This window comes from Psychrobacter sp. DWR1-2-3, from assembly GCF_049896465.1.
Lineage (GTDB): Bacteria > Pseudomonadota > Gammaproteobacteria > Pseudomonadales > Moraxellaceae > Psychrobacter > Psychrobacter maritimus.
The window spans coordinates 189,173-209,158 of record NZ_JAFCUJ010000005.1; the positions used below are offsets into that span (position 1 = coordinate 189,173).

Genomic DNA, 19,986 nt, shown 5'->3' on the forward strand with positions numbered 1-19,986 from the left:
TGTTCAGTGAGCAAATGAACGCTTTAAACAGTATCAGCTATTTGGTAAGCGTAAAATCTCAGCATTCGGCACTGACAACGTTATGATAGCTTCTTGAAATAACGGCTTGGCACGGAACTGATTTTCAATATCTTCAAATTTTTGTGCGATTTGTTGCTCTTTTTGGTTACCAGCGATGTCTACTGCGGCGACCATAAATATTTTTTTGGGTCCAACCCATTCTAAGTGTAAATAAGAGACGCTATCGATATCGGGATGATTTAATAGCTCAGTTAATATGTAGTCATGCATTGTTTCTGAGACTTTATAACCAACCAAAAAGTCGCGATTACGATTGATTAAAAAGATGGCGACCATACCCAATAAGATACCGACCACAATCGACCCAAGCGCATCCCAAAACGGCTGTCCCGTATACGCATGCATCCCCATCGCCGCTGCCGCGACCACCAAGCCAATAACCGCGGCTAAATCCTCAAAGAAGACACCGCGCAACGTTGGGTTTGAGGTATCAACAACATAACCAAGGGCGCTAACATTAATGGCCTCGCCATGCTTTTTACTTTGCAAATAAGCTTGCGTTAGCGAGAATCCTTCAAGCACAAAAGCCACTGCTAAGATAATAAAGCCGATGGTATAGTTGGTTTCGGTCTCGGGCGCGTTCCATTCGGTAATACCGGTATAAATGGACACAATAGAACCTGCCATAAAAACGCCAAAGGCAGCAATCATCGACCACACATACGCTTCTTTACCATAGCCTAATGGATGACTCCTATCAGCAGGCTTAACCGCTTTTTTCTCGGCTACAATCAGCAACGTGCCATTGCCTGCATCTGCCCACGAATGCGCCGACTCCGCTATCATAGAAGCTGAACCAGTCATAAACGCGGCAACAGTTTTAGCAATCGCAATAATCAGATTTGCCCCAACCGCAATCAGTACCGTGATTAATGAGGAAGATTTTTTGTCATCCTCTTTTTTATCAGCATTGGTTGCAGAATAGGAGGAAGTGCTTGTAGCCTCAAGGAGCGCACCATCAATACCGCGCGCACGACCAGCTTGCGGTATTGATTGCTCTGTAGAATGGGATTCTGATGACTTTGTAGGTTTTGAACTCATGTGAGTCTCGGTCAATGGTCTATCTAATGGGTTAAAGCAGTCAAATAAAACAGTCGAACCATAAATATGAATGGTTTTAACTGTTTATTTACCTGCTTTGTTTACCATTAAATTTAACCAAAAACCTAGCCTTGGTCAGTAAGGTTTTCGTGAGACTTTGTTTAAGTATTGATGGTCTTAATAGCTTTAAAGGTTTGGGAGTTTCCCATTTTACGAGAACCCTACTCGATATAGCGATGCTAAGAAAACCCGCCTATCATACATTTTCGATGACATGGTTTGTCCGTCATGTGATTAGAGTTTAGCTCTTACTATCTGAATTATCACCAATCATCTTATTAATATCGCAGCTAGGACGATGCGAGACTTCCATACGCAAGTTTTTACGCGCTAAGCCTGCATCAAAACGACATTGCTGCATCTCATTTTTAATCTCAAGCGCAGGGACCGGCGTTGGCTTACCGTTATCATCAATCGCCACCATGGTAAAATAGCAGCTATTGGTATGGCGAATCGTACGGGCGCGCACGTCTTCTGCTTCCACACGAATACCCACTTCCATGGAGGTTCTACCGACATAGTTGACACTTGCCGCAAAGGTAACCAGCTCACCGACGTAAATAGGCTCACGGAACATCACTTGATCGACCGATAGCGTCACAACGTAACTACCACTATAGCGACTGGCGCAAGCATAAGCGACTTGATCGAGCATCTTGAGCAAATCACCACCATGCACATTGCCTATAAAGTTTGCCATATCTGGCGTCATCAGTACCGACATATACAATTCATGGTTTAAAGGGGCGCTTTTGGCCGTGGAGCTGGTATTGTATTGCGACATAATATTCCTTACCGTTATCAGAGACCTATCTATTTTGAATGTCCGTTATACAGCAGCCTCTGATAAATCGCAAATAAATGCCTATTAGAGGATACTATTTATGAAAAGGTAATGATTCAGCACAGTATTGGCTTGTTAGTTTATTTATAGGCATATAGATTTTATTGATATCTCAATTGACAATTTTTAGCTAAAACCCTTATAAAAGGGCTTATCTAGCAAGTAAAAGAACAATATTTGCTAAATATGCAAAAAAAGCTTGACGTATTTTTTATCTTTGCTAGAATACGCCCCACTTAGCAAGAACTCGTTAGAGACTTTCTAAGCTCGCAGTAAGCCATTAAACACTTACCGCTTATTCTCCAATAGCTCAGTTGGTAGAGCAACGGACTGTTAATCCGTGTGTCCCTGGTTCGAGCCCAGGTTGGAGAGCCATATTTTAGTAGTAAATTTTTTGAGTCATCTTTGATTCGATTATGGCATTTGCCAAGACCCTCATCACTTTGATGGGGGTTTTTTTATGGCTGTTGTTTTTGTAAGTGACTTATTATCTAAAGATAACAATTGCTAATAATGAGGGCACATCCTCAAATCAATCAATAGTTATCTAAATAATCATCTAAATGAGGACAAGCTTTAGGGTAAGAAGATTGAGATATGGGCCTGCTCTTTATTTTCTTGAATAACATGGTTATATGCTGACGACTGGTTATCTGCAAAGCTATTGGTAAAGTGCCACATGGTTGCAAATATCACACTTAATAACACTGCCATCACTGCAAGAATCACCCAAAGCGGCGTTTCACTGGTGAGCTTATGCTTAATTTGATCAGGAATTGCCCAAAACGGCGAAAATTCGTTTTTATTACCACGTAAATGTTCGATTTCATCGCCCAAGCGTGAGATAAGATAGCGAATCTTTTCAGGGGCCTCTAGGCGATACTTTCCTTGAAATCCTAGCAACATCGCATAGTGATAAACTTCTAATGCCGCTAAACGCTGCTCTCCTTGTTCGCGCAGTCCATCTAAGCGCTCAAAAAACTCATTACCAGCGATTTGTGAGCCAAACAAATCTAACTGCAGAGGATTTAGCTCCCATGCATCTTTTAGAGTCTGAAATTCTGACTCTTGTGACGTCATGATGGTTTCATCAATCAACGCACAATACGCGTACTTTGCTTCATGGATGTCTTCTGATAAAAAGCTTTTTTTACGGGCGTTCATCTCAAACTTGTCTAAAAAATCATAGATTTTTTGACGAAAATGGCGAGGTTCAGTGCTGAAATAATGATTGCGTAATAAAAACACCAAGTAAAAACCGTCATACATAGTATCAACCAGCGACTGACTGCTGATACGTCTATTAAGTCCTGCGGTTGGAACTTTTGAGGCAACTTCGCCTGAATCTAACAAAGAAGGTGCTGAACCCATTGAATTATTCCCGAGCATGATTGTTCCTAATACATATTATTTTTAAAGTCCGCTTAAAAAAATCATTTAAAGAAATCGACTTAAAAAACCATTTAAAAATACCTAAAAAAACTACTGTACGATAGCCATCAACTCAATTTTTAAATCATCAAAACCATTTGGTACATAAATACAGATGGATTCAGATCTAATCATCTCGTCATACAGCTCGCCTACTGGCTCAATAGTGAAATAACTAAAGCCCGGTCTGACAGGAATAGCACTTGGCACTTGCGAGACATGTGAAATCGGCGAGCCCGGTAGCGCAGATAGCACTCGTTTCTCCACAGCATCTGGCGTCGCAATTTTAAAGCGTCTTGGCACCAAATCTATCAACTCATGCATTGGTAGCGATGAGCTAACAGATAAATATAGCTGCGAGTTACGCGTGATTTTGTCACTGCTCAGGTCGCCCATGTAGTATGAGTGTTTGATTTGACGTAAAGGAATGGAGATAAAATTACTGGCAATAACAGTATTGAGGAGCTCACGAATGATGCCAATGATACTGGTAAACGAATCATTGATATTATTATGGTGATAATGCGGTAAGTCGCCTACCTTATATAATGAGCTGAAAGTCGCCAATTGACTGGCAACATTTAGGAGTGCTTCATACAGCCGTTCTGGGTGTAATTTCGCATTATTGTATAAATGACTCAATTGTGAATAAGCCGTATTTAAAGTATGTAATAACCAAAAAGATGCGATATCCGATGAGCGAAATTCTAACAAATCATTATTAGACTGGCGATGGTGATCATAGAGCGAGCTTGACTTAGTATTAATCATCGTCATCAAGCGATAGAGCTGATTGAGTAGCGCAGAATTGCTCATAATATGGACGCTAGGCACTATATAGTCTTCATCTAACTGATAGATACCTTGCGTACTGCGCGTCAGCTTAGCAATCAAGATAGAAAGCGTATCTTGACTCGGTACTTGCGCTGTATGGCTCAATTGCACGCTTGGTGATAGCTTTAGAATATCAATAACGGCTTCTGCACCCTGAGTATATAAATCATGGGCTTCGATACTATCTCTTATATAACGGGCGGGATTATCGCTATGCTCTGTCTGTATATTACTGCCACTACCCTGAACAATCTCTAGACTTAAAAATACATACACCTCATCGCCGTTATCTTGGCTATCCAACCTCACCGCTTTAGGCAGCGCATCCGTACGCGGTGCTTGATATATCGTGCCATCGGGCAAGACTGCATAGATGCTCTCAAAGCTTAAGATATTACTTTCTAGAAGCTGGCTATCGATTTGCACATCAGCGATACCATAAGCGTAAGGATGCACGAGCACCATACTGAGCGCGCGCTGCGAGTTATGATAAGTGTCTTGAATCTGAAAATGCTGAGGTCTTAAAAATAAACCTTCGCCCCATAATACTCTGTTTTTACTCAAGACCATCTCCTACGCGCAACCAACCAGTGGCTGTTGATAATATTTAAGTTTAATAGCAAAAATGGGTGCCAATTCTGGGATGATGCCTTCTTTGATATTCACATCACATGCACCTACATTCAAGGTTAACGGCTTTTCAAAGTCGATACTACTGATAGGAATCAATAGCTGTGAGCGCTTCTTGGTGTATCTTAGCCCCACTTTAATAGCAATAAAGCGCGCCTCCTGCGGAACATTCAGCTTCAGCGCTGTTTGACGACTGGGAATGACACTCACCTCTTTAGTCGCCATCTCTAGCAGTTCTGAAAACTGACTCTCATCTTCTAAGAAGGCGATATGAGCAATACTAGCGGTGCCTTGCTTTTGACGACCCGCATTTGCATCGGCGCTCGGAAGTATCTGTAAGCTAATAGTTTGACGTTTTAACTGCGTTTGTAACGCTTGCTGTTCTGCATTCATCGCACTGAGCTGTTGTTGCTGCTGCTCAAGTTGAGCTTTAAGCTTTTCTAAATCAGTATTAGTGCTCATGTTTGCATTAACATCGACAATTTTCTTACTTATACTTTCCTCATAAAGCTGCTTATCAGATTGATAATTGTTTACTAATGCAGTTGGCTGATTAGGTTGTAATGTTTGGTTCAATTGACTCATTCCATCACTACCGCAACCAACCAACCCTACACTTAATAGACAAAAAGATATTGCTTTCAATGAAAAATCTACCATACAATTGCCCATATATAAAATTATAATAATCATTGATAGCCATTATTGGCTGGTTAAAATCTCAGCCATTTGAGGGCGACCGAGCACCCCAGGTTTACGTAGCTCAACATGCCCTAAATCCATCATGCGCCAGTCACCACCCCATACTAGCCCTGCCGATTTTGCCACTTTACCATATAACTTATAGCCCTGCATCGCCCATGGATCTTTTTCGGTAATGACAATCTTACCGTTTCTAATAAAAGCACTATCCCCTGCTAAACCAAACTGATGATAACTCTTATAAGAGCCGGCCTTCGTCACGTGCGACCCTTGCTTCAATAACTTTGCTTGTCGACCAGGACTACGATACCCCTCTAACAACACCATATCATAGCCATATTGTTCACTCATAACCTTATAAACAGTCAACATTCGCTGAACGAATTCAGAATTCATTTTATTCCAATTACGGTCAGCATTCTTGATATTAATATGACCGTTTGTGATATGTGAGGCCAATATATCGCCTGAGTAGCCAGTAGTATGATCTTGAACACTTAAATCCGATAGATCAGGCTCAGGTAACATAAGCGGTCTCGTTGACGATGCATCACTTGCCGTTTCAGGCCAATAGCCTGCTTCCATTTGAGTAGCTTGATAACTGGCAATCTCCGCTTCGAGCTCAGCAAACAGCTCTGCTGGTGGTGATGGCGGTGGGTGCAGCTGCTCCCCGATTAATAGTTGATTGATTTGTGCGTTGGCGGTGTTTGGTGCATCACTTTGAGTGCGATAAACCTCAAGGGAATTATGCGTCACTAGGAAATAACAAAGCACTGTCGTTGCTACGATGACTAAGATGGATAAAGTTGGTATTACCGCCGTACTGACATTCGAGACTTTTATGTTCGATGATTTAATATTCAAAAATCTACGCTCAATCTTAGGTTTAATATTAGTTATCATTTGTGGCTTGAGTACAAAATATTTGGTTTTTAGCACCCATAAGTACTGAAAAGCGTTATCAGCTTTTTGATAAACACGACCATATAGCTGACGATCAAATAGCATGACTATCACTACAATAGAAATAAGCGTAAATATCGTGGTTATCAGATAGATCATAAGATTAAATACATCACTACATCAGACTCTTAAAACACGCAATAAGCAGAAAAACATACCTAATATCCATTATTGACTGCTTATTTCCAGCAAAACTGCTCGCTATTATATAGCTAAAAACATGGTTTTTCCTAAAATAACCAGACTTAATTATAGTATTTTATAATATGCTTAAAAACTGACTAGAAACTATATGCCAAAAATAAAAACAAACCAAAGTAGATAAATATAGTAGCCATAGTGAGTGAAATATCATAAACTGCCTCTCATCTATTTGTTCGACCAGAGGTATCGCAAGTGCATTCCAGAAAACTATTAAGCTATGCAATATATACTTATAGTGTTGTGCTTCTTGTTTACTTACTAATGACTTGGATGTATTTTAAAGACAATACCTTACAGCTTACTACCCCTGGACTATTGCTTTGGTTTATCATTATTCCATTATCTTTGTTTGGTTTTATATTGATAACCAGACGACATCGAAAAAACTTGGACAATAGAAAAACTGAAATTCCGCTTATTACTGACAAAGAAGTAGAGACAGCGCCTATAGAATCCTATCAATTGTTTATCAATGCTAGTATTTGCCTGCCGGAGGGAAGTAGTTGGTCTGAGATAATAGACAATAAGGACGACCTTACTGTTTTAAGTGAAGACTTATCTGACTTCGATGGTTTACCGATTCTAGTCAAACCTATAAAGAGTGTGATAACTGAGCAATATCCTTTATATCATTATCAAGATAGCAGTAATTTTGCCAGCCATGAGCTTGAAGTCGATGCCGATGCCGACAATTATGCCAGTTATGACGAATCAGATACCTACGACGATGAGGAAGAGCGACCGCAATCTTCAGATGAGTTGACCTTGCGTTTGTGTGCCTTGGTTAGTGAGCAGCTGCTACTGAGCAATGATTTCCTCTCGCTACTCGCCCAACATTTCGCTTATCTTGAACAAGATGATGATGAGCCAAATTCAGCCATTCTTATTCATCCTGATTGGCAGCCGCATTATATCGCAGGTGCTAATAACAGTAATAACAGCAGTGAAACGAATGATGAAGAATCACGTAATGACTTGCCTGCCCAAACCCTATCTCAGCTGTCTATTTATTTGTGTATACCAAGCCTCGCTGACACTGATTTTCTGCTACGTTTTATCAAACAGCAGTTAGCCGATTATGGTATAGCAGAATCGTTACTGGCGATCACTATGATTTTTGCTGACGATGAATCCTATCAGCCGCTCGACTTTATCGATGAACATCTTATTACACTCGCTAAAGCGGCTGTCCCTAAAACTTGTTTACTGATGAATGTAGACTGCCAAATTTATGAAGCATGGTTGGAGTCGTCGCTATATGAAACTGCGCTCGATAATACGATACCAACCGAAGCGGGAACCTTGTTATTTTTTTCTAATAAAGCTGCTCATGAAGCTCTTAATTTAGAAAGTGATAGCTATTTTTTATTGACTAAGATTCCTAACCATACTCTTAGTCAGACAGATAATACTGTAAATACTGACTCCAACTCTTCTCAGTCTAATACTTCACAGCTCGAGACTCGCCAGCACTACGCGAAAAATCTACAAAAGATAAAGCACTTATTACTAAATGGTACGTCGGCTACAGCGCCCGTTGACAAACGTAAAATGAAAACCATAGAAAGCCAAAATCTTGAGCCTATTGCTAATACATCAACCATCAAAGCCATAACCTCTAAAAACAATATAAACATCTTAACTGACATTAATCCATTAAATCAGCCTTATGACTTGTCTTTATTTATGACATTTATCGACTCATTAGTAGAGAAAGACATACTAGTAAACGAGCATCATTTAGGGCATTATATGCCATCAAACCTATGGTTAAAGACATTCATAAGCTTATCTTTATTGGTTTCCCAAGCTAACTCAGACGAACAAGAGTCCGGCTTATCGTTCTTAATAACCAAACATAAGCATGACTGTATATTATGGCTACAAAATTCTTCTGAAGCGTCTTAGGCGTATTTTTATTCGTTGCCTGACATCATAGTCACCGTTTACCCTGACCCGATAATCCCCTATTATTTCAAGATTACATTAGGTAGCAAGTATGTTTGCAAGATTTTTCCATCTTATTTACCACCCGAGAGTGTTATTAATCTTAGGGGTTATCGTCGCTTTGGTCTTACTTTACGATTATGTGCCGCTTAAAACCTTCATCGTCATTCTTAGTATTGCCGTAACTACTGCTCTGCTTGCTACCTTAGGTTACTATTTTTGGAAAAAACGCAGACTTGCCTCGGCAGAACTGGCCAATTTAGTAGAAGACAATGGCGATGAGCATAATAAAGACACTATCGCTAAAGATGAAAATGCACAAGAAGTGCAAGCATTACGTCAGCAAATGCAAGACGCCATTAAAACCATTCGTAAATCGAAAATCGGTGATCAAACCGGTAAAGCAGCGTTATATGAGCTGCCATGGTATATGGTCATCGGCAATCCAGCAGCTGGTAAAAGCTCGGCAGTGCTGCACTCTGGGTTAAAGTTTCCATTTATGGAGCAAACCAATAAGCTGTCAGTCAAAGGCGTGGGTGGTACGCGTAATTGCGATTGGTTTTTTTCTACTGAAGGGATTCTACTTGATACCGCAGGGCGTTATTCTGCTTATGAAGACGACCGTTCAGAATGGCTGTCATTCTTAAACCTACTGAAAAAGAACCGCCCCAAGGCCCCTATTAATGGCATTATCATTGCCGTTAGCATCGCAGAATTGACTAAAAATGAGCCTAGCTATGCGCTGGATTTGGCTAAAAACTTACGAAGTCGTGTGCAGGATTTGACCGAACAATTAGAAGTTTATGCCCCTGTTTATGTGGTATTTACCAAGATGGATCTGGTATCAGGATTTCGTGATTTCTTTCATGATTATGAGCAAGAAGATCGCGGGCAAGTATGGGGGGCGACCATTCCTTATCCAGAAGACCCCGATAACATCAATATTACAGATGTTTTTGAAGAGCATTTTGGCGTATTGGTAAATGGTCTAAAAGACTTAAGCACCACCAAACTGTCGTTACGCCATCAGCGTACTGTCTCACCCAGTTTGATGACATTCCCGATGGAATTTCAGTCATTGCGTCCTATGATAAGAACGCTCATGCACGCTCTGTTTGAAGACAATCCTTTTCAATTTAAGCCGATATTGCGTGGTTTTTATTTCACCAGTGCGCTACAAGAAGGCCAAGTTAGCAGTCAAATGACGCTACAAATGGTACAAAATTTTGATTTGCAGCCACCGGCCGTTCCCCTTAATTCTCAGCAAACAAGCGCAGATAAGCCTTATTTTTTAAATGATCTTTTTTCTAAGGTTATCTTAAAAGACAAACATTTGGTTAAGCAGCACAAGAACCGTGATAAACGTAGCCATCGCGCCCTTGCAACCTTAGCATCGGTCGTGGTGCTCTGTGCGGCGGCTGGGCTATGGACATGGTCATATGCCAATAATAAACAGCTGACTGAACGGGTAGCAGCAGATTTACAACAAGTTGCTCAAATCCAAAAAAATTCAAACGGTGATTTGCAGTCACAACTGGAGTCACTCAGTATTTTACAAAGTCGCATAGAGCAGCTTGAAGAGTACGAAAATGGTCACCCTCTCTCGTTAAGTTTTGGCTTATATCAAGGCGACAAGCTCAAAGAAAAACTTTTATCAGAATACTACAACGGTATTGGCATCATTGTCTTAGCGCCTACCAAACAAAATATAGAAAAATTCCTCACTGAGGTCAATGCCAATACGGCACAACTATCTGTTAAAGAGCCAGAGGCGCAAGAAAGTGAGTCTGCAACTGGCAATACTGATACCTATATCCAATCAGATCCTACCGATGTTGAAGATGCTTACAATGCGCTCAAAGCCTACTTGATGCTGAGCAATCACGATCATTTAGAAACCAGCCATTTGAGCGATCAGATGACGCGCTTTTGGCGTACTTGGCTTGAAGCCAATCGCGCAGATATACCACGCGATAAAATGATTCGACAAGCCGAGCGGATTCTCAGTTTTAGCTTGGCTCATATTAACGACCCGAGCTTTCCTTTGATTCAAAACGACTTAGGATTGATTGATAAAACCCGTATGAATTTATCTAAAGTCAGTAAGGGCCAGCCTGCACGTGAGCGTGTTTATTCCGAGATAAAAATGCGCTCATCAGCACGCTTTCCAGCAGTGACGGTGGCACAGATTACTCAAAATACAGGCAACGAAGCATTATTAGGCAGCTATGTGATTTCTGGCACCTTTACCAAGCAAGCATGGGAATCCTTTATCAGTGATGAAATCGATAAAGCGGCGACCAATAAAATGGTAGCTGACGATTGGGTATTGGCAACCAGTAGCCAAAATGACTTGACCTTGACCGGTAGTCCTGAACAAATACGCCAATATTTGGTCAGTCGCTATAAGCAAGAATATATCAGCGAATGGAAGCGGTTTTTATCACAAGTCTATATCCGTGACAGTAAAGGCTTTGACGATCATGCGGTACTATTAAATCAGCTGTCCAATGCTACAGAATCTCCCTTAAAGACTTTATTTGAAACCGTTGATCGCCAGACCCAATGGGATAATAAATCTACAAGCTCGTCCTCAGCTGTTGGCGCGCAATCTCGGCGCTCATTTGTAACTTGGTTTAAGCAAACTATTCTTCGTCAAAGCCCAGCGGAGCTGCGTCAGGCCGAAGCCATGATGGGTAATAACCAATCAAGCCCTAATGCTACTGTGATACCCGCAAGTTCAGGCTTGATTGCGCAAGAGTTTTCCGCTATTCACAATTTGGTCACGCCAAGAGAAGACAACCAAAACCTGTCTTTATTGGATAATTATTTGGCAAGCTTGGGTCATATTAGAACCCGCTTTAATAATATCGCTCGTAGTGATGATATTGGTCCCGATGCATTGTTGTTTGCCTCACAGACTTTAAGCCCAGAAGGCTCAGAGCTTACCAAGTCTTTACAGATACTAGATGAACAGATACTCAGTCAAGCCAACTCTGAGATGAAGCAATTGGTACGCCCATTATTGAGTGAGTCCCTTACGCGCTCATTTAATATGCTTTTAAAGCCTACCAAAGATGAGATTAATAAAGTTTGGCAAGCACAGGTATATAAGCCTTTTCTGGACAATTTGGGCAATAAATATCCGTTTACTGCCAATGCCAATTTAGAAGCCACGCCTGCTGAGATTGGGCAGTTCTTTGGCGAGGATGGCTATGTAGCAAAATTCGTCAATGAAACCTTGTCGCCCTTTATCATTCGCCGCGGTGATCAGATCTCTAGCAAAATTTGGAATGGCGCAGGTTTGGGACTCAGTCCGAAGTTTGTGGCTGATTTTGGTCGCTACTTCGTCAATTATACTGGTGGTAATGGCAGTGGTACGGCAGGCGCCGCAGGTGCTAATGGGGCCTCGAATCAAACCACCTTTCAGATTATGCCATTGCCGGTCAGTGGCTTAACAGAATATACCATCGTCGTTGATGGTCAGCAGCTGCGTTATCGCATGGGCACCCAAGCGTGGACGACATTTGTATGGCCAAACCCTAGTAGCCAGCCAGGTGCCAGTATTAGAGCCAAGGATTATGATGGCAAAGACTATACTGTCTTTGAAGAGGCTGGCAGCTTTGGGGTAGAGCGTCTTATCAATAGTGCGCGGCGCACCGAGCTTGGTGACAACATCTTTGAGATGGCATGGTCAGGTGATGGTATCACTATCTCCGTACGCTTTAGGATTATCAGTGGCAATAGCAGCACCGCCAGTCAAGGTCGCTCAAGCAATCCTTTTACTGGTATGAAACTGCCTAACGAAGTGATTGGTCTGGGTGTTACACGTACCGCAAAGCCTACAACGGCAGCATCCAATAGTGGTAATACCAATGAGCGTGATGCAAACGCTCAAAACCAACCCTCGAGTAGCTCGCCACGCACAAACACCACACCGCAAAATCCGAATGCTAATGAACGTGCGGCTAATGGTGTAGCTACCTCTGCAAATACAAGCAATGATGATGCCAATGAAGCGTCTCATTTAAATACTCCTGCTAGCGATGCTAATGCCAGCTCTGAGCCGCAGGAGCAAAACCCATGACTTCTGAATCATTACCATTGGTATATTTCGGCAAGCTACCAGCACGTGGAGACTTTATTCGTGCGCGCAGTCATATCAACGAAACCAATGATATAGACACTTGGGTCAGTCAAGCATTGACGGCATCCGAATATTTATTACCGAAAGCCTTATTGCCAAAAGATGTATTAACTGAGCATTCATTAGAAACAAATCCTTTAAAAAATGGCGCTATAAAAGAAAACACAGCGCTATATTTCAGTCACATCGATACTACGGCTAATAAAATCGTCACAGGTGTATTGATACCCAGTCACGATAGCAATCAACGCCGCTACCCCTTAATTGGCTTTGGTCTGATGTATCACGATAAACCTAAAAGTTGGATGAATTATGTGCCGATTAAATCTCTGTCTTTATGGAACGATGTATATGACGCCTTAATTAGCGCTAAGTCTCAAACTGACACTGCCAAAGTAATAGAAGATTTAAATAATTGCTCACTGGCTATCGATCAAAATGCCAGTACCCACTATTACAACTTCATTAATACGACCACCCTACAAGATATCGCAGGCTTAATGGGTATCGATAAAGCGCATTTAATACAACAAATCATTGCCACTGGTTTATTATTTTTACCAACTTATTCTAAAGGCTTTCATGGCCTAAACAAATCTATAAGCTGGACGCTGCCCGCTGAAAGAGCCCCTGCTATATATATGGCGACCTTTTGGCATGACCTGATTCATGGGTTTTATCAGCCTCATCAATTACAGCTTAATACCTATCTTTATCGAACCTCTGAGCATTACCAGCTGTTATTGAGCTTTACCGAACCAGATAGCCAGCTACTTTCTCAACTATTAACGCATAAGAACATCTTACCTGCTGACTGGGTCTCGATTGGGGATAGTGGTTGGACACAAAGCTATATCGATGAGGACATTGGTTTGACTCGATTCAACAAAATATTATTGCAAGACGATCTGTATTTGTATGACACCAGACAATTATTTAAGCAAATATTTTTAGCACAATAAAGCTTATTGTCTATTTTTCCTATTTATACACCTGATAAACATTGAAGTAAAAAAGGGTACTGCCATGCTAACTCGTTTCTCAATCAAGAATTCTAGGCTAATAGGAAGTAGAAAAAACCTATTATTGGCAGCAATCACTACCTTATCTATGAGCGCGATGGTCTTTGCTGCTCAAGATACCCTACCTAACGACCAAGATGTGCCTGTGGTCATAAAAGGCGTCGTTGCCACGAGTTCAGATAAGCAGCAGCTTCTTGATAAGCTCAAGGCTCAGTACCCTGATAAACCCGTTAGAGATGAAATTGAGGTGCGCTCAAATATCAACATACCGACCAATTGGCAGCAAGTAGCCACTGCCATTATTGATAGCGACATTGCCAATATACGCCAAGGTCGGATAGACATTCATGGTACGACTATTAGCCTACATGGCAAGGTCAGCAGCCTTGAACAAAAACAAGCTATCCAAAACCGTATTCATACGCGTTTGACCGATCTTTATCAATTAGAAAATCAGCTGTTTGTCACTCAAGGCGAACAACAGCTCATAGATGAGACCCTAGGCAATCGTATCGTTGAGTTTGAATCAGGAAGTGCCAACTTAACCCCAATGGGTCTTGGTATCCTAGATGATATGGCAGGGGTATTACAGCGGGTCGGTGATAAACCCGTAACTATCACCGGACATACAGACAATGTCGGTAATTCTGGTGGTAATTTAACACTATCGAATCAGCGTGCAGAAGCGGTTAAACAGTATCTCATCGGTCGCAATATCGATGCTGCTCGCCTGAGTACGACTGGCAAGGGAGACCTAGACCCTATTGCTAGCAATGATAATGAAGAAGGACGCACGCGTAATCGGCGTATCGAATTTACCCTTGCTGAGTAACCTTTATTTACTAGTAACCATTATCAGTAATAACTGATCCAGAATGATAAAACCCGGCGCTTTATGCGCTTTATGCGCTTCATAGCACTGCTTTACATTGCTTAATAAAATGGGACAACAACCATGCTACGTTTGCTCAATACGGCGCTACCCATGCATCTTGATAGGCTCTATGCCAGTGAAAGCAGCAGCCAAGCTCCTTATGCCAGTACCAAACAAGATATTACTGTTCATCAAACTTGGCAAGATGAATTGCTCAATGCCGAGTATGAGACAGCTATCATTGAGCGCTTAAATCCTAATAGCGGTTATCAGCATCAGCAGCATGGTATCGACACTTATGTACTACAGGTCTACATTCATGAAGGTCATCATTTACCCTTCTCTTCTTGCACGGCTTTAATTGGTAGTCCTTTAACCTTATGCTTTGATACGCCGAATGGCAGCAGCTATCGCCATCTATATCTAACCGCTATTTGTCAATTGGATCATGATGGCAGCTATGGGTATTACCGCCTACTCGCCCAGCCTATTACTTATCGTTTGCATCAACATTTAAGCAGCCATATAGATACTGAAACTTCTGTCCAAACGATGGTCGCACAGCGCACAGCGGCGCTAGACATAGAAGTCATCGATGACAGTACTAGTAATGAAGATGCAAGCTGGACACCTGCACGTATGACCCAATGGCAAATAAGTGATTGGACACATATTTGTGAGCGGCTCTCGCGTCAAGGTTTAACCGCTTACCTGCGTCATCAGCAAACTTTTGAGCACCGCCCACCAAAGCTGATCATAACTTCAGCGTATACAAGCGATAGTGATAACATCAGTCAGAATATAGGCCCACTGCGTTACCAGCAAGTACTACATGATCGTGTTCATGCGCCTGTCTTAGCAATCAGTGAGCATGTTACGGTACAACCTGATTCTGTCATCATGCAATGCTTCAATGCCGCAAAGGTTGCTCACCCTACTCAAACGGCTGACGTCTTTTTTGAAGATAACCATCTTAAGCAAAATAATGGCAACGACAATACGCTGATTTTAGACAGCCCTGCCGCCTTTGCTCCAGTGACGGATACCGAGGCCATAGATGAGTCGGCTATTATCGCAAACAGCCATCGAAGTCAGTATAGCGTCTATCATGCTCTCACCCATGCTGCAGATTTAAATATCGCTGACACCTTTGTATTAGTCGAGCATAGCGCACTGAATCAGCATTACCGCACCACTCATATCGTACATTTAGCACGTAATAGCCTCGCACATATGACAGGATTAACAAATAGCCGCCGCCATCATCAGCGTCACGCCTCTTCTTTAGAAGCTGGCACTCACCTAACCCAACTTAGATTAATCACTGCTGATACTCCGTGGGTCGGTCAGCTCTATAGTAGACGCGCGTTACCACCGATGACGGGCATCACTGAAATGCAAAATGAGATTGATAGCCGTAATCATATGACGCCGACTAAAAGCTATTTATTAGATAGCCCCGCCCAAGCAATCAATCGACTAGAGGCACAAGCAGGTGCTAATTACGGCAGTCACTTCACCCATAGGGCTGATGACCAAACCCTCATGCAGTCTATCGGTGATGGTGAACATTTAATTAATATTGGCAGCTTATTGTCGTCTACGCGCCCAAGTCTATTTGCCACTGACAATGAACAAGCGGTCGAAAGCGGTTATCGCAACACGGGTAACGGCCTATCTGAATGGGTGACTGACCATCGTACAGAGCAAGCTTACTCTCAGCTAAAAGTAGACAGTGCTGGGATATCTGCCAGTCTAAAAATGGGGGTTATCAATCCATCAGACACCGCCAAGCGTCAAGGCATCAATGCGGCTACTAACGCCCAAGTTAATATCAAATCAGGTGGAGCCTTAGTCCTCTCCACGCAACCACAAACCCACGCGCAAACAGGACAACATAATTACCAACACCATACCCCGACCCTCACCCAAACTAGTCTTGGCGGTCAGCACTTAGCGGAGCGTTTAACGCAGCTAGCAACGGGACTTGGCAGACAAGTGAATGACCATAAGTCGATTAAAACCCAGCTTGAGACTATTGCAGAGGAACAGCAAACCAAAACCCATCAAACAACGCCATTCACGCTGATTGATAGTGCGGCTGATACCGGCTATGTCAGTGATGAGCTACTTATTCACCGGTCAATAGGCGAGATGATAATGACCACGCAGCAAGATATGCTAACTAGTAGTGGCGATAGCCATAACCAAGTCAGCAGCGAGTCACTCAATATAGTAGCCGATGGTCAATTTAGCATGACCAATGCGAAAGAAAATATCACCCTTTCTGCGCACACAGGAAAACTGGAAGCGACGGCAAAACAAGAGGTGAATATCGCCTCCTCGACCAAAGAGGTTGAGATAGTGGCAACGAATAAGATTACGCTGACGGCTGGTGGTGCAAGTATTACTTTGGATGGCGCAAATATTACGATAGCGGCAAAGCAGTTTACGGAGAAGGCTGGGAAGCATAGTAAGGCTGGGGGCGGAGTTGATAGTAGTTATTTATCGCGCCTACCTTTTGATAAGCTGCTAGAAAAGGAATTCTTTGATGAGCAGGTCCAGTTGGTTGACCCCATGGGTAATCCATTACCTGATTTAGACTACTTATTAACGGGCAAGAATATAAATATTAAAGCGAAATCAGATATTGAAGGTAAGACGCCTCGCGTAGACTCGGGTGATAAAGAGGATGAACTAAAGGTAAAACTAGTTTGGTCTAAGTTTAATAAGAAAAACAATAAATAAGGGAAAATTATGGTAACCAAAGCAAAGGCTAAAACCAATACAACTTTAAATAGCTGTTTGCCAACGACATGTACCTGTGAAGAGTTATGGTCTGTCTCTCAACAGTTCTGCCTAAAACGCTTGAGTGAGGAAGTATCAGCAAACTCTTACAATTTTGTAGATAGTTATAGTGTAAGAGCAAGACGAATAGCAGGTACTTATGCAAGGTTTTATTTGGAAACTGAAGAAAATGGTAATTCAAGTAAAAAAGGTCGCTTTTATTGGATGGCGCTCGGGGCCTTTGCGAGCAAAACTGTAGCTTGTACGCTAGAGCATTGGACACTGACATCAACTAAGCATGGCATTGTCGTTACTGCTAGTGATTGGTTTGGCCAAGGCAATTTTTGGCTGTTCCAAGATATCGCAGGATGGCATCATTATTATAGTAGATTTGGATCAACAGTTTTTTTCAACTGTATAGATAAGCGCAATACAAGTACGCTCGTTCCTGAAATAAAATCAGCTATTGATAAAGCAGACTGGGCAGCAGAATCTTTACCCAAAATTAATAATCTCAGAAGCAACGAATTTATAAAAAAAGGCTTTGATGAAGTTAAGAAGTTCGAGAATGCTCGTCTCAAAAACAATAAACTAAAAGCTCAATACCAAAATTTATTAATTATAGCTGAACATGAACAAGGTGAGATTTTACAGCCTCTAATATACGAAGGCTGGAGAAACAGGCGTGAAATCGATTCAATGGGAATGTTTAGTTGGCTTGCACCTAATGTTGCCTTGTTTTTTACTAGTGATTGCTCTACTAACACTGAAAGATATATCTCACATGCGCCTGAGGGTACTGTAGTTTATGATTATGACAGTCGTATGACATGGATCAATCAGGTTGCTAAAAAATTTCATGGTTTGATGCAAACTGAAACTACCTATATGGAGACACAGCTGCGAACCATGGCAGGCTGGTACAACAAGGCAGACCGTTGGGTCAATTTTAATTAGATAAGTAGATGAGTATGTTTAAACAATTAACTTATTTTATTTTTTATATCTCCATTATTTTAACGGCTACTTCTTGCCAAGCCGAACCAGAGGTCACTATGCCTGATAAACCGTTAGAGATTGTTTTAAATACAACTGCAAAAGCATTGTATGAGAGCAATCCTGAATATACAGCGTTTCAAGAAAACGATGCTCAGCCTATGGGAGTTACGTTTCAAGGCTATAACTTTCCTACTTCTAACATGGCAACCACCACCTTTATTTATCCTAATGGGCAAATAACTTTAAATAATGTCGTTACGGTTATGGGGTTAGATAACCTCAAAGATAATGACCGTTCTTTAGAGTTTCTTTCCATATCTTTTTTTCTTCGTGATGAAAGTAATAATATTACTGACGAAAAAGCCTACGATCAAACTATGACTTTATTTGATGAGCTTGAGAATAAAGGATGGGTTTTTAATTATAGTATTGGATCTCCACGTCTTTTTAAACAAGACAGCTTTGATTTTACAATTGCGGATCATACAAGCGATTTAAATTTAGACTTTACTTACCCTCTCACCTTTGAAGAATGGATGCAACTAGATGATATACATACATGGCAACTACGCCATGGTACAGATGTTTTTATGGATATACGTTACAACAGGCAAACCGACCCTGCCACAAACAACCGATATTATTTGATGGACTTAGATATTCTTAGTGAAAAAGAGTTAGTGCAACAGATGGTAGACTCCGTAAACAGAAATAGTTGGGATCAATACTATCCAGAAGAATACAAGGATTTACCGCTAGCAAGATTACAATCAGAGACCCAAGCATTAGAGATGGGCTTAAACATTCAACAAGATCAGCCCGACTACACCCTACCCCTTGTACTAGAGAAGACAGGTATTGATACCAGTAAGTTTGTATCTATTGATCCCTATAAAATAACTTACGAAGAGTTTATCAAGCGTCAGGAAGCTGGCGAAGATATGACGCCCTACTACGAAAACCAGCCCACAGCTAAACCTGAAATTACTAGTCAAGCCAAAGGGCGTTGCCCAGCGAATCAGCCTTGCCCTAAATCAGGCTACTGGTTCACCTTAGCTAAAGCAGATAGCAGAGCTTACTTTAAACAGGGCGACATCATGCCTGATTACCCTAACAATAATTGGGGCGAGGTTATTTGGCAGTTTGACGGTGAAGAAGGGTAGGTATGTTGCATTATTAATCGATAAGACTAAGGCAGGTTTTGGGTTATGTTTAAACAAGCTTTTACTACTCTCTTTTGTTTTAGCTTTCTTTTTTTAACTAATGCTTGCCAAGCAGAGAAAGATGTTGTTATGCCTGACTGACCCCTGCCGTCAAATCCGTACAGTTAAACTTGGGAGATTTTAATTACGCAGCTTGACGATAATAGTCAAACCACACCTGTCTTGGCGATCTATAGCCTAAACTCTTTTGAATCCTC

Annotated in this window: 13 protein-coding genes and 1 tRNA gene; 8 read left to right on the top strand and 6 right to left on the bottom strand. The window is 41.6% G+C overall.

Translation table 11 applies throughout. The annotated features are described in order from the left end of the window. Positions 1-33: 33 nt before the first annotated feature. Together ACP7AA_RS10330 and ACP7AA_RS10335 are read right to left on the bottom strand one after the other, a co-directional pair. Entirely contained in the window at positions 34-1,122 is a 1,089-nt protein-coding gene (locus tag ACP7AA_RS10330) for a cation diffusion facilitator family transporter (RefSeq protein ID WP_426223513.1), read from the bottom strand. Between the two features lie 301 nt (positions 1,123-1,423). Beyond that, positions 1,424-1,966 carry an acyl-CoA thioesterase gene (locus ACP7AA_RS10335; protein ID WP_201562794.1) on the bottom strand — a complete coding sequence of 181 codons (543 nt, stop codon included), beginning with the start codon at positions 1,964-1,966 and terminating at the stop codon, positions 1,424-1,426. 359 nt (positions 1,967-2,325) lie between these two features. Between ACP7AA_RS10335 and ACP7AA_RS10340 the strand changes: the two genes are divergently transcribed. Then, positions 2,326-2,401: transfer RNA gene (locus ACP7AA_RS10340), tRNA-Asn, on the top strand. Positions 2,402-2,602: 201 nt separating this feature from the next. Here ACP7AA_RS10340 and icmH read toward each other — a convergent pair. The 4 genes from icmH to ACP7AA_RS10360 form a co-directional block, all read right to left on the bottom strand. Beyond that, positions 2,603-3,415: a type IVB secretion system protein IcmH/DotU gene (icmH, locus tag ACP7AA_RS10345; RefSeq protein WP_426223514.1), complete on the bottom strand. Its 813-nt coding sequence runs from the start codon at positions 3,413-3,415 to the stop codon at positions 2,603-2,605. 93 nt (positions 3,416-3,508) lie between these two features. Next, positions 3,509-4,855: a type VI secretion system baseplate subunit TssK gene (gene tssK / locus ACP7AA_RS10350; protein ID WP_426223515.1), complete on the bottom strand. Its 1,347-nt coding sequence runs from the start codon at positions 4,853-4,855 to the stop codon at positions 3,509-3,511. A 9-nt stretch (positions 4,856-4,864) separates the two neighbouring features. Beyond that, entirely contained in the window at positions 4,865-5,506 is a 642-nt protein-coding gene (locus ACP7AA_RS10355) for a hypothetical protein (protein ID WP_426223516.1), read from the bottom strand. Positions 5,507-5,623: 117 nt separating this feature from the next. After that, complete coding sequence (locus ACP7AA_RS10360; protein ID WP_426223517.1) at positions 5,624-6,685, bottom strand: M15 family metallopeptidase; 1,062 nt, start codon at positions 6,683-6,685, stop codon at positions 5,624-5,626. A gap of 492 nt (positions 6,686-7,177) precedes the next feature. Between ACP7AA_RS10360 and ACP7AA_RS10365 the strand changes: the two genes are divergently transcribed. The 7 genes from ACP7AA_RS10365 to ACP7AA_RS10395 all read left to right on the top strand — a co-directional run bounded on the left by ACP7AA_RS10365 (position 7,178) and on the right by ACP7AA_RS10395 (position 19,729). Next, positions 7,178-8,698 carry a hypothetical protein gene (locus ACP7AA_RS10365; RefSeq protein ID WP_426223518.1) on the top strand — a complete coding sequence of 507 codons (1,521 nt, stop codon included), beginning with the start codon at positions 7,178-7,180 and terminating at the stop codon, positions 8,696-8,698. A gap of 91 nt (positions 8,699-8,789) precedes the next feature. Further along, positions 8,790-12,824: a type VI secretion system membrane subunit TssM gene (gene tssM / locus ACP7AA_RS10370; protein WP_426223519.1), complete on the top strand. Its 4,035-nt coding sequence runs from the start codon at positions 8,790-8,792 to the stop codon at positions 12,822-12,824. Further along, on the top strand, positions 12,821-13,846 hold the full coding sequence (locus ACP7AA_RS10375) for a TagF domain-containing protein (protein ID WP_426223520.1): 1,026 nt from the start codon (positions 12,821-12,823) through the stop codon (positions 13,844-13,846). The genes tssM and ACP7AA_RS10375 overlap by 4 nt, the downstream gene beginning before the upstream one ends. A 64-nt stretch (positions 13,847-13,910) precedes the next feature. Beyond that, positions 13,911-14,738 carry an OmpA family protein gene (locus ACP7AA_RS10380; protein WP_426223521.1) on the top strand — a complete coding sequence of 276 codons (828 nt, stop codon included), beginning with the start codon at positions 13,911-13,913 and terminating at the stop codon, positions 14,736-14,738. 123 nt (positions 14,739-14,861) lie between these two features. Further along, on the top strand, positions 14,862-17,528 hold the full coding sequence (locus tag ACP7AA_RS10385) for a DUF2345 domain-containing protein (protein WP_426223522.1): 2,667 nt from the start codon (positions 14,862-14,864) through the stop codon (positions 17,526-17,528). 9 nt (positions 17,529-17,537) lie between these two features. Next, the gene (locus ACP7AA_RS10390; RefSeq protein ID WP_298906418.1) at positions 17,538-18,524 is read left to right on the top strand and encodes a DUF2515 family protein; all 987 of its coding nucleotides are present in this window, start codon (positions 17,538-17,540) and stop codon (positions 18,522-18,524) included. Between the two features lie 14 nt (positions 18,525-18,538). Continuing rightward, positions 18,539-19,729, top strand: a complete 1,191-nt coding sequence (locus ACP7AA_RS10395; protein WP_426223523.1) for a hypothetical protein — start codon at positions 18,539-18,541, stop codon at positions 19,727-19,729. The last annotated feature ends 257 nt before the right edge of the window (positions 19,730-19,986 follow it).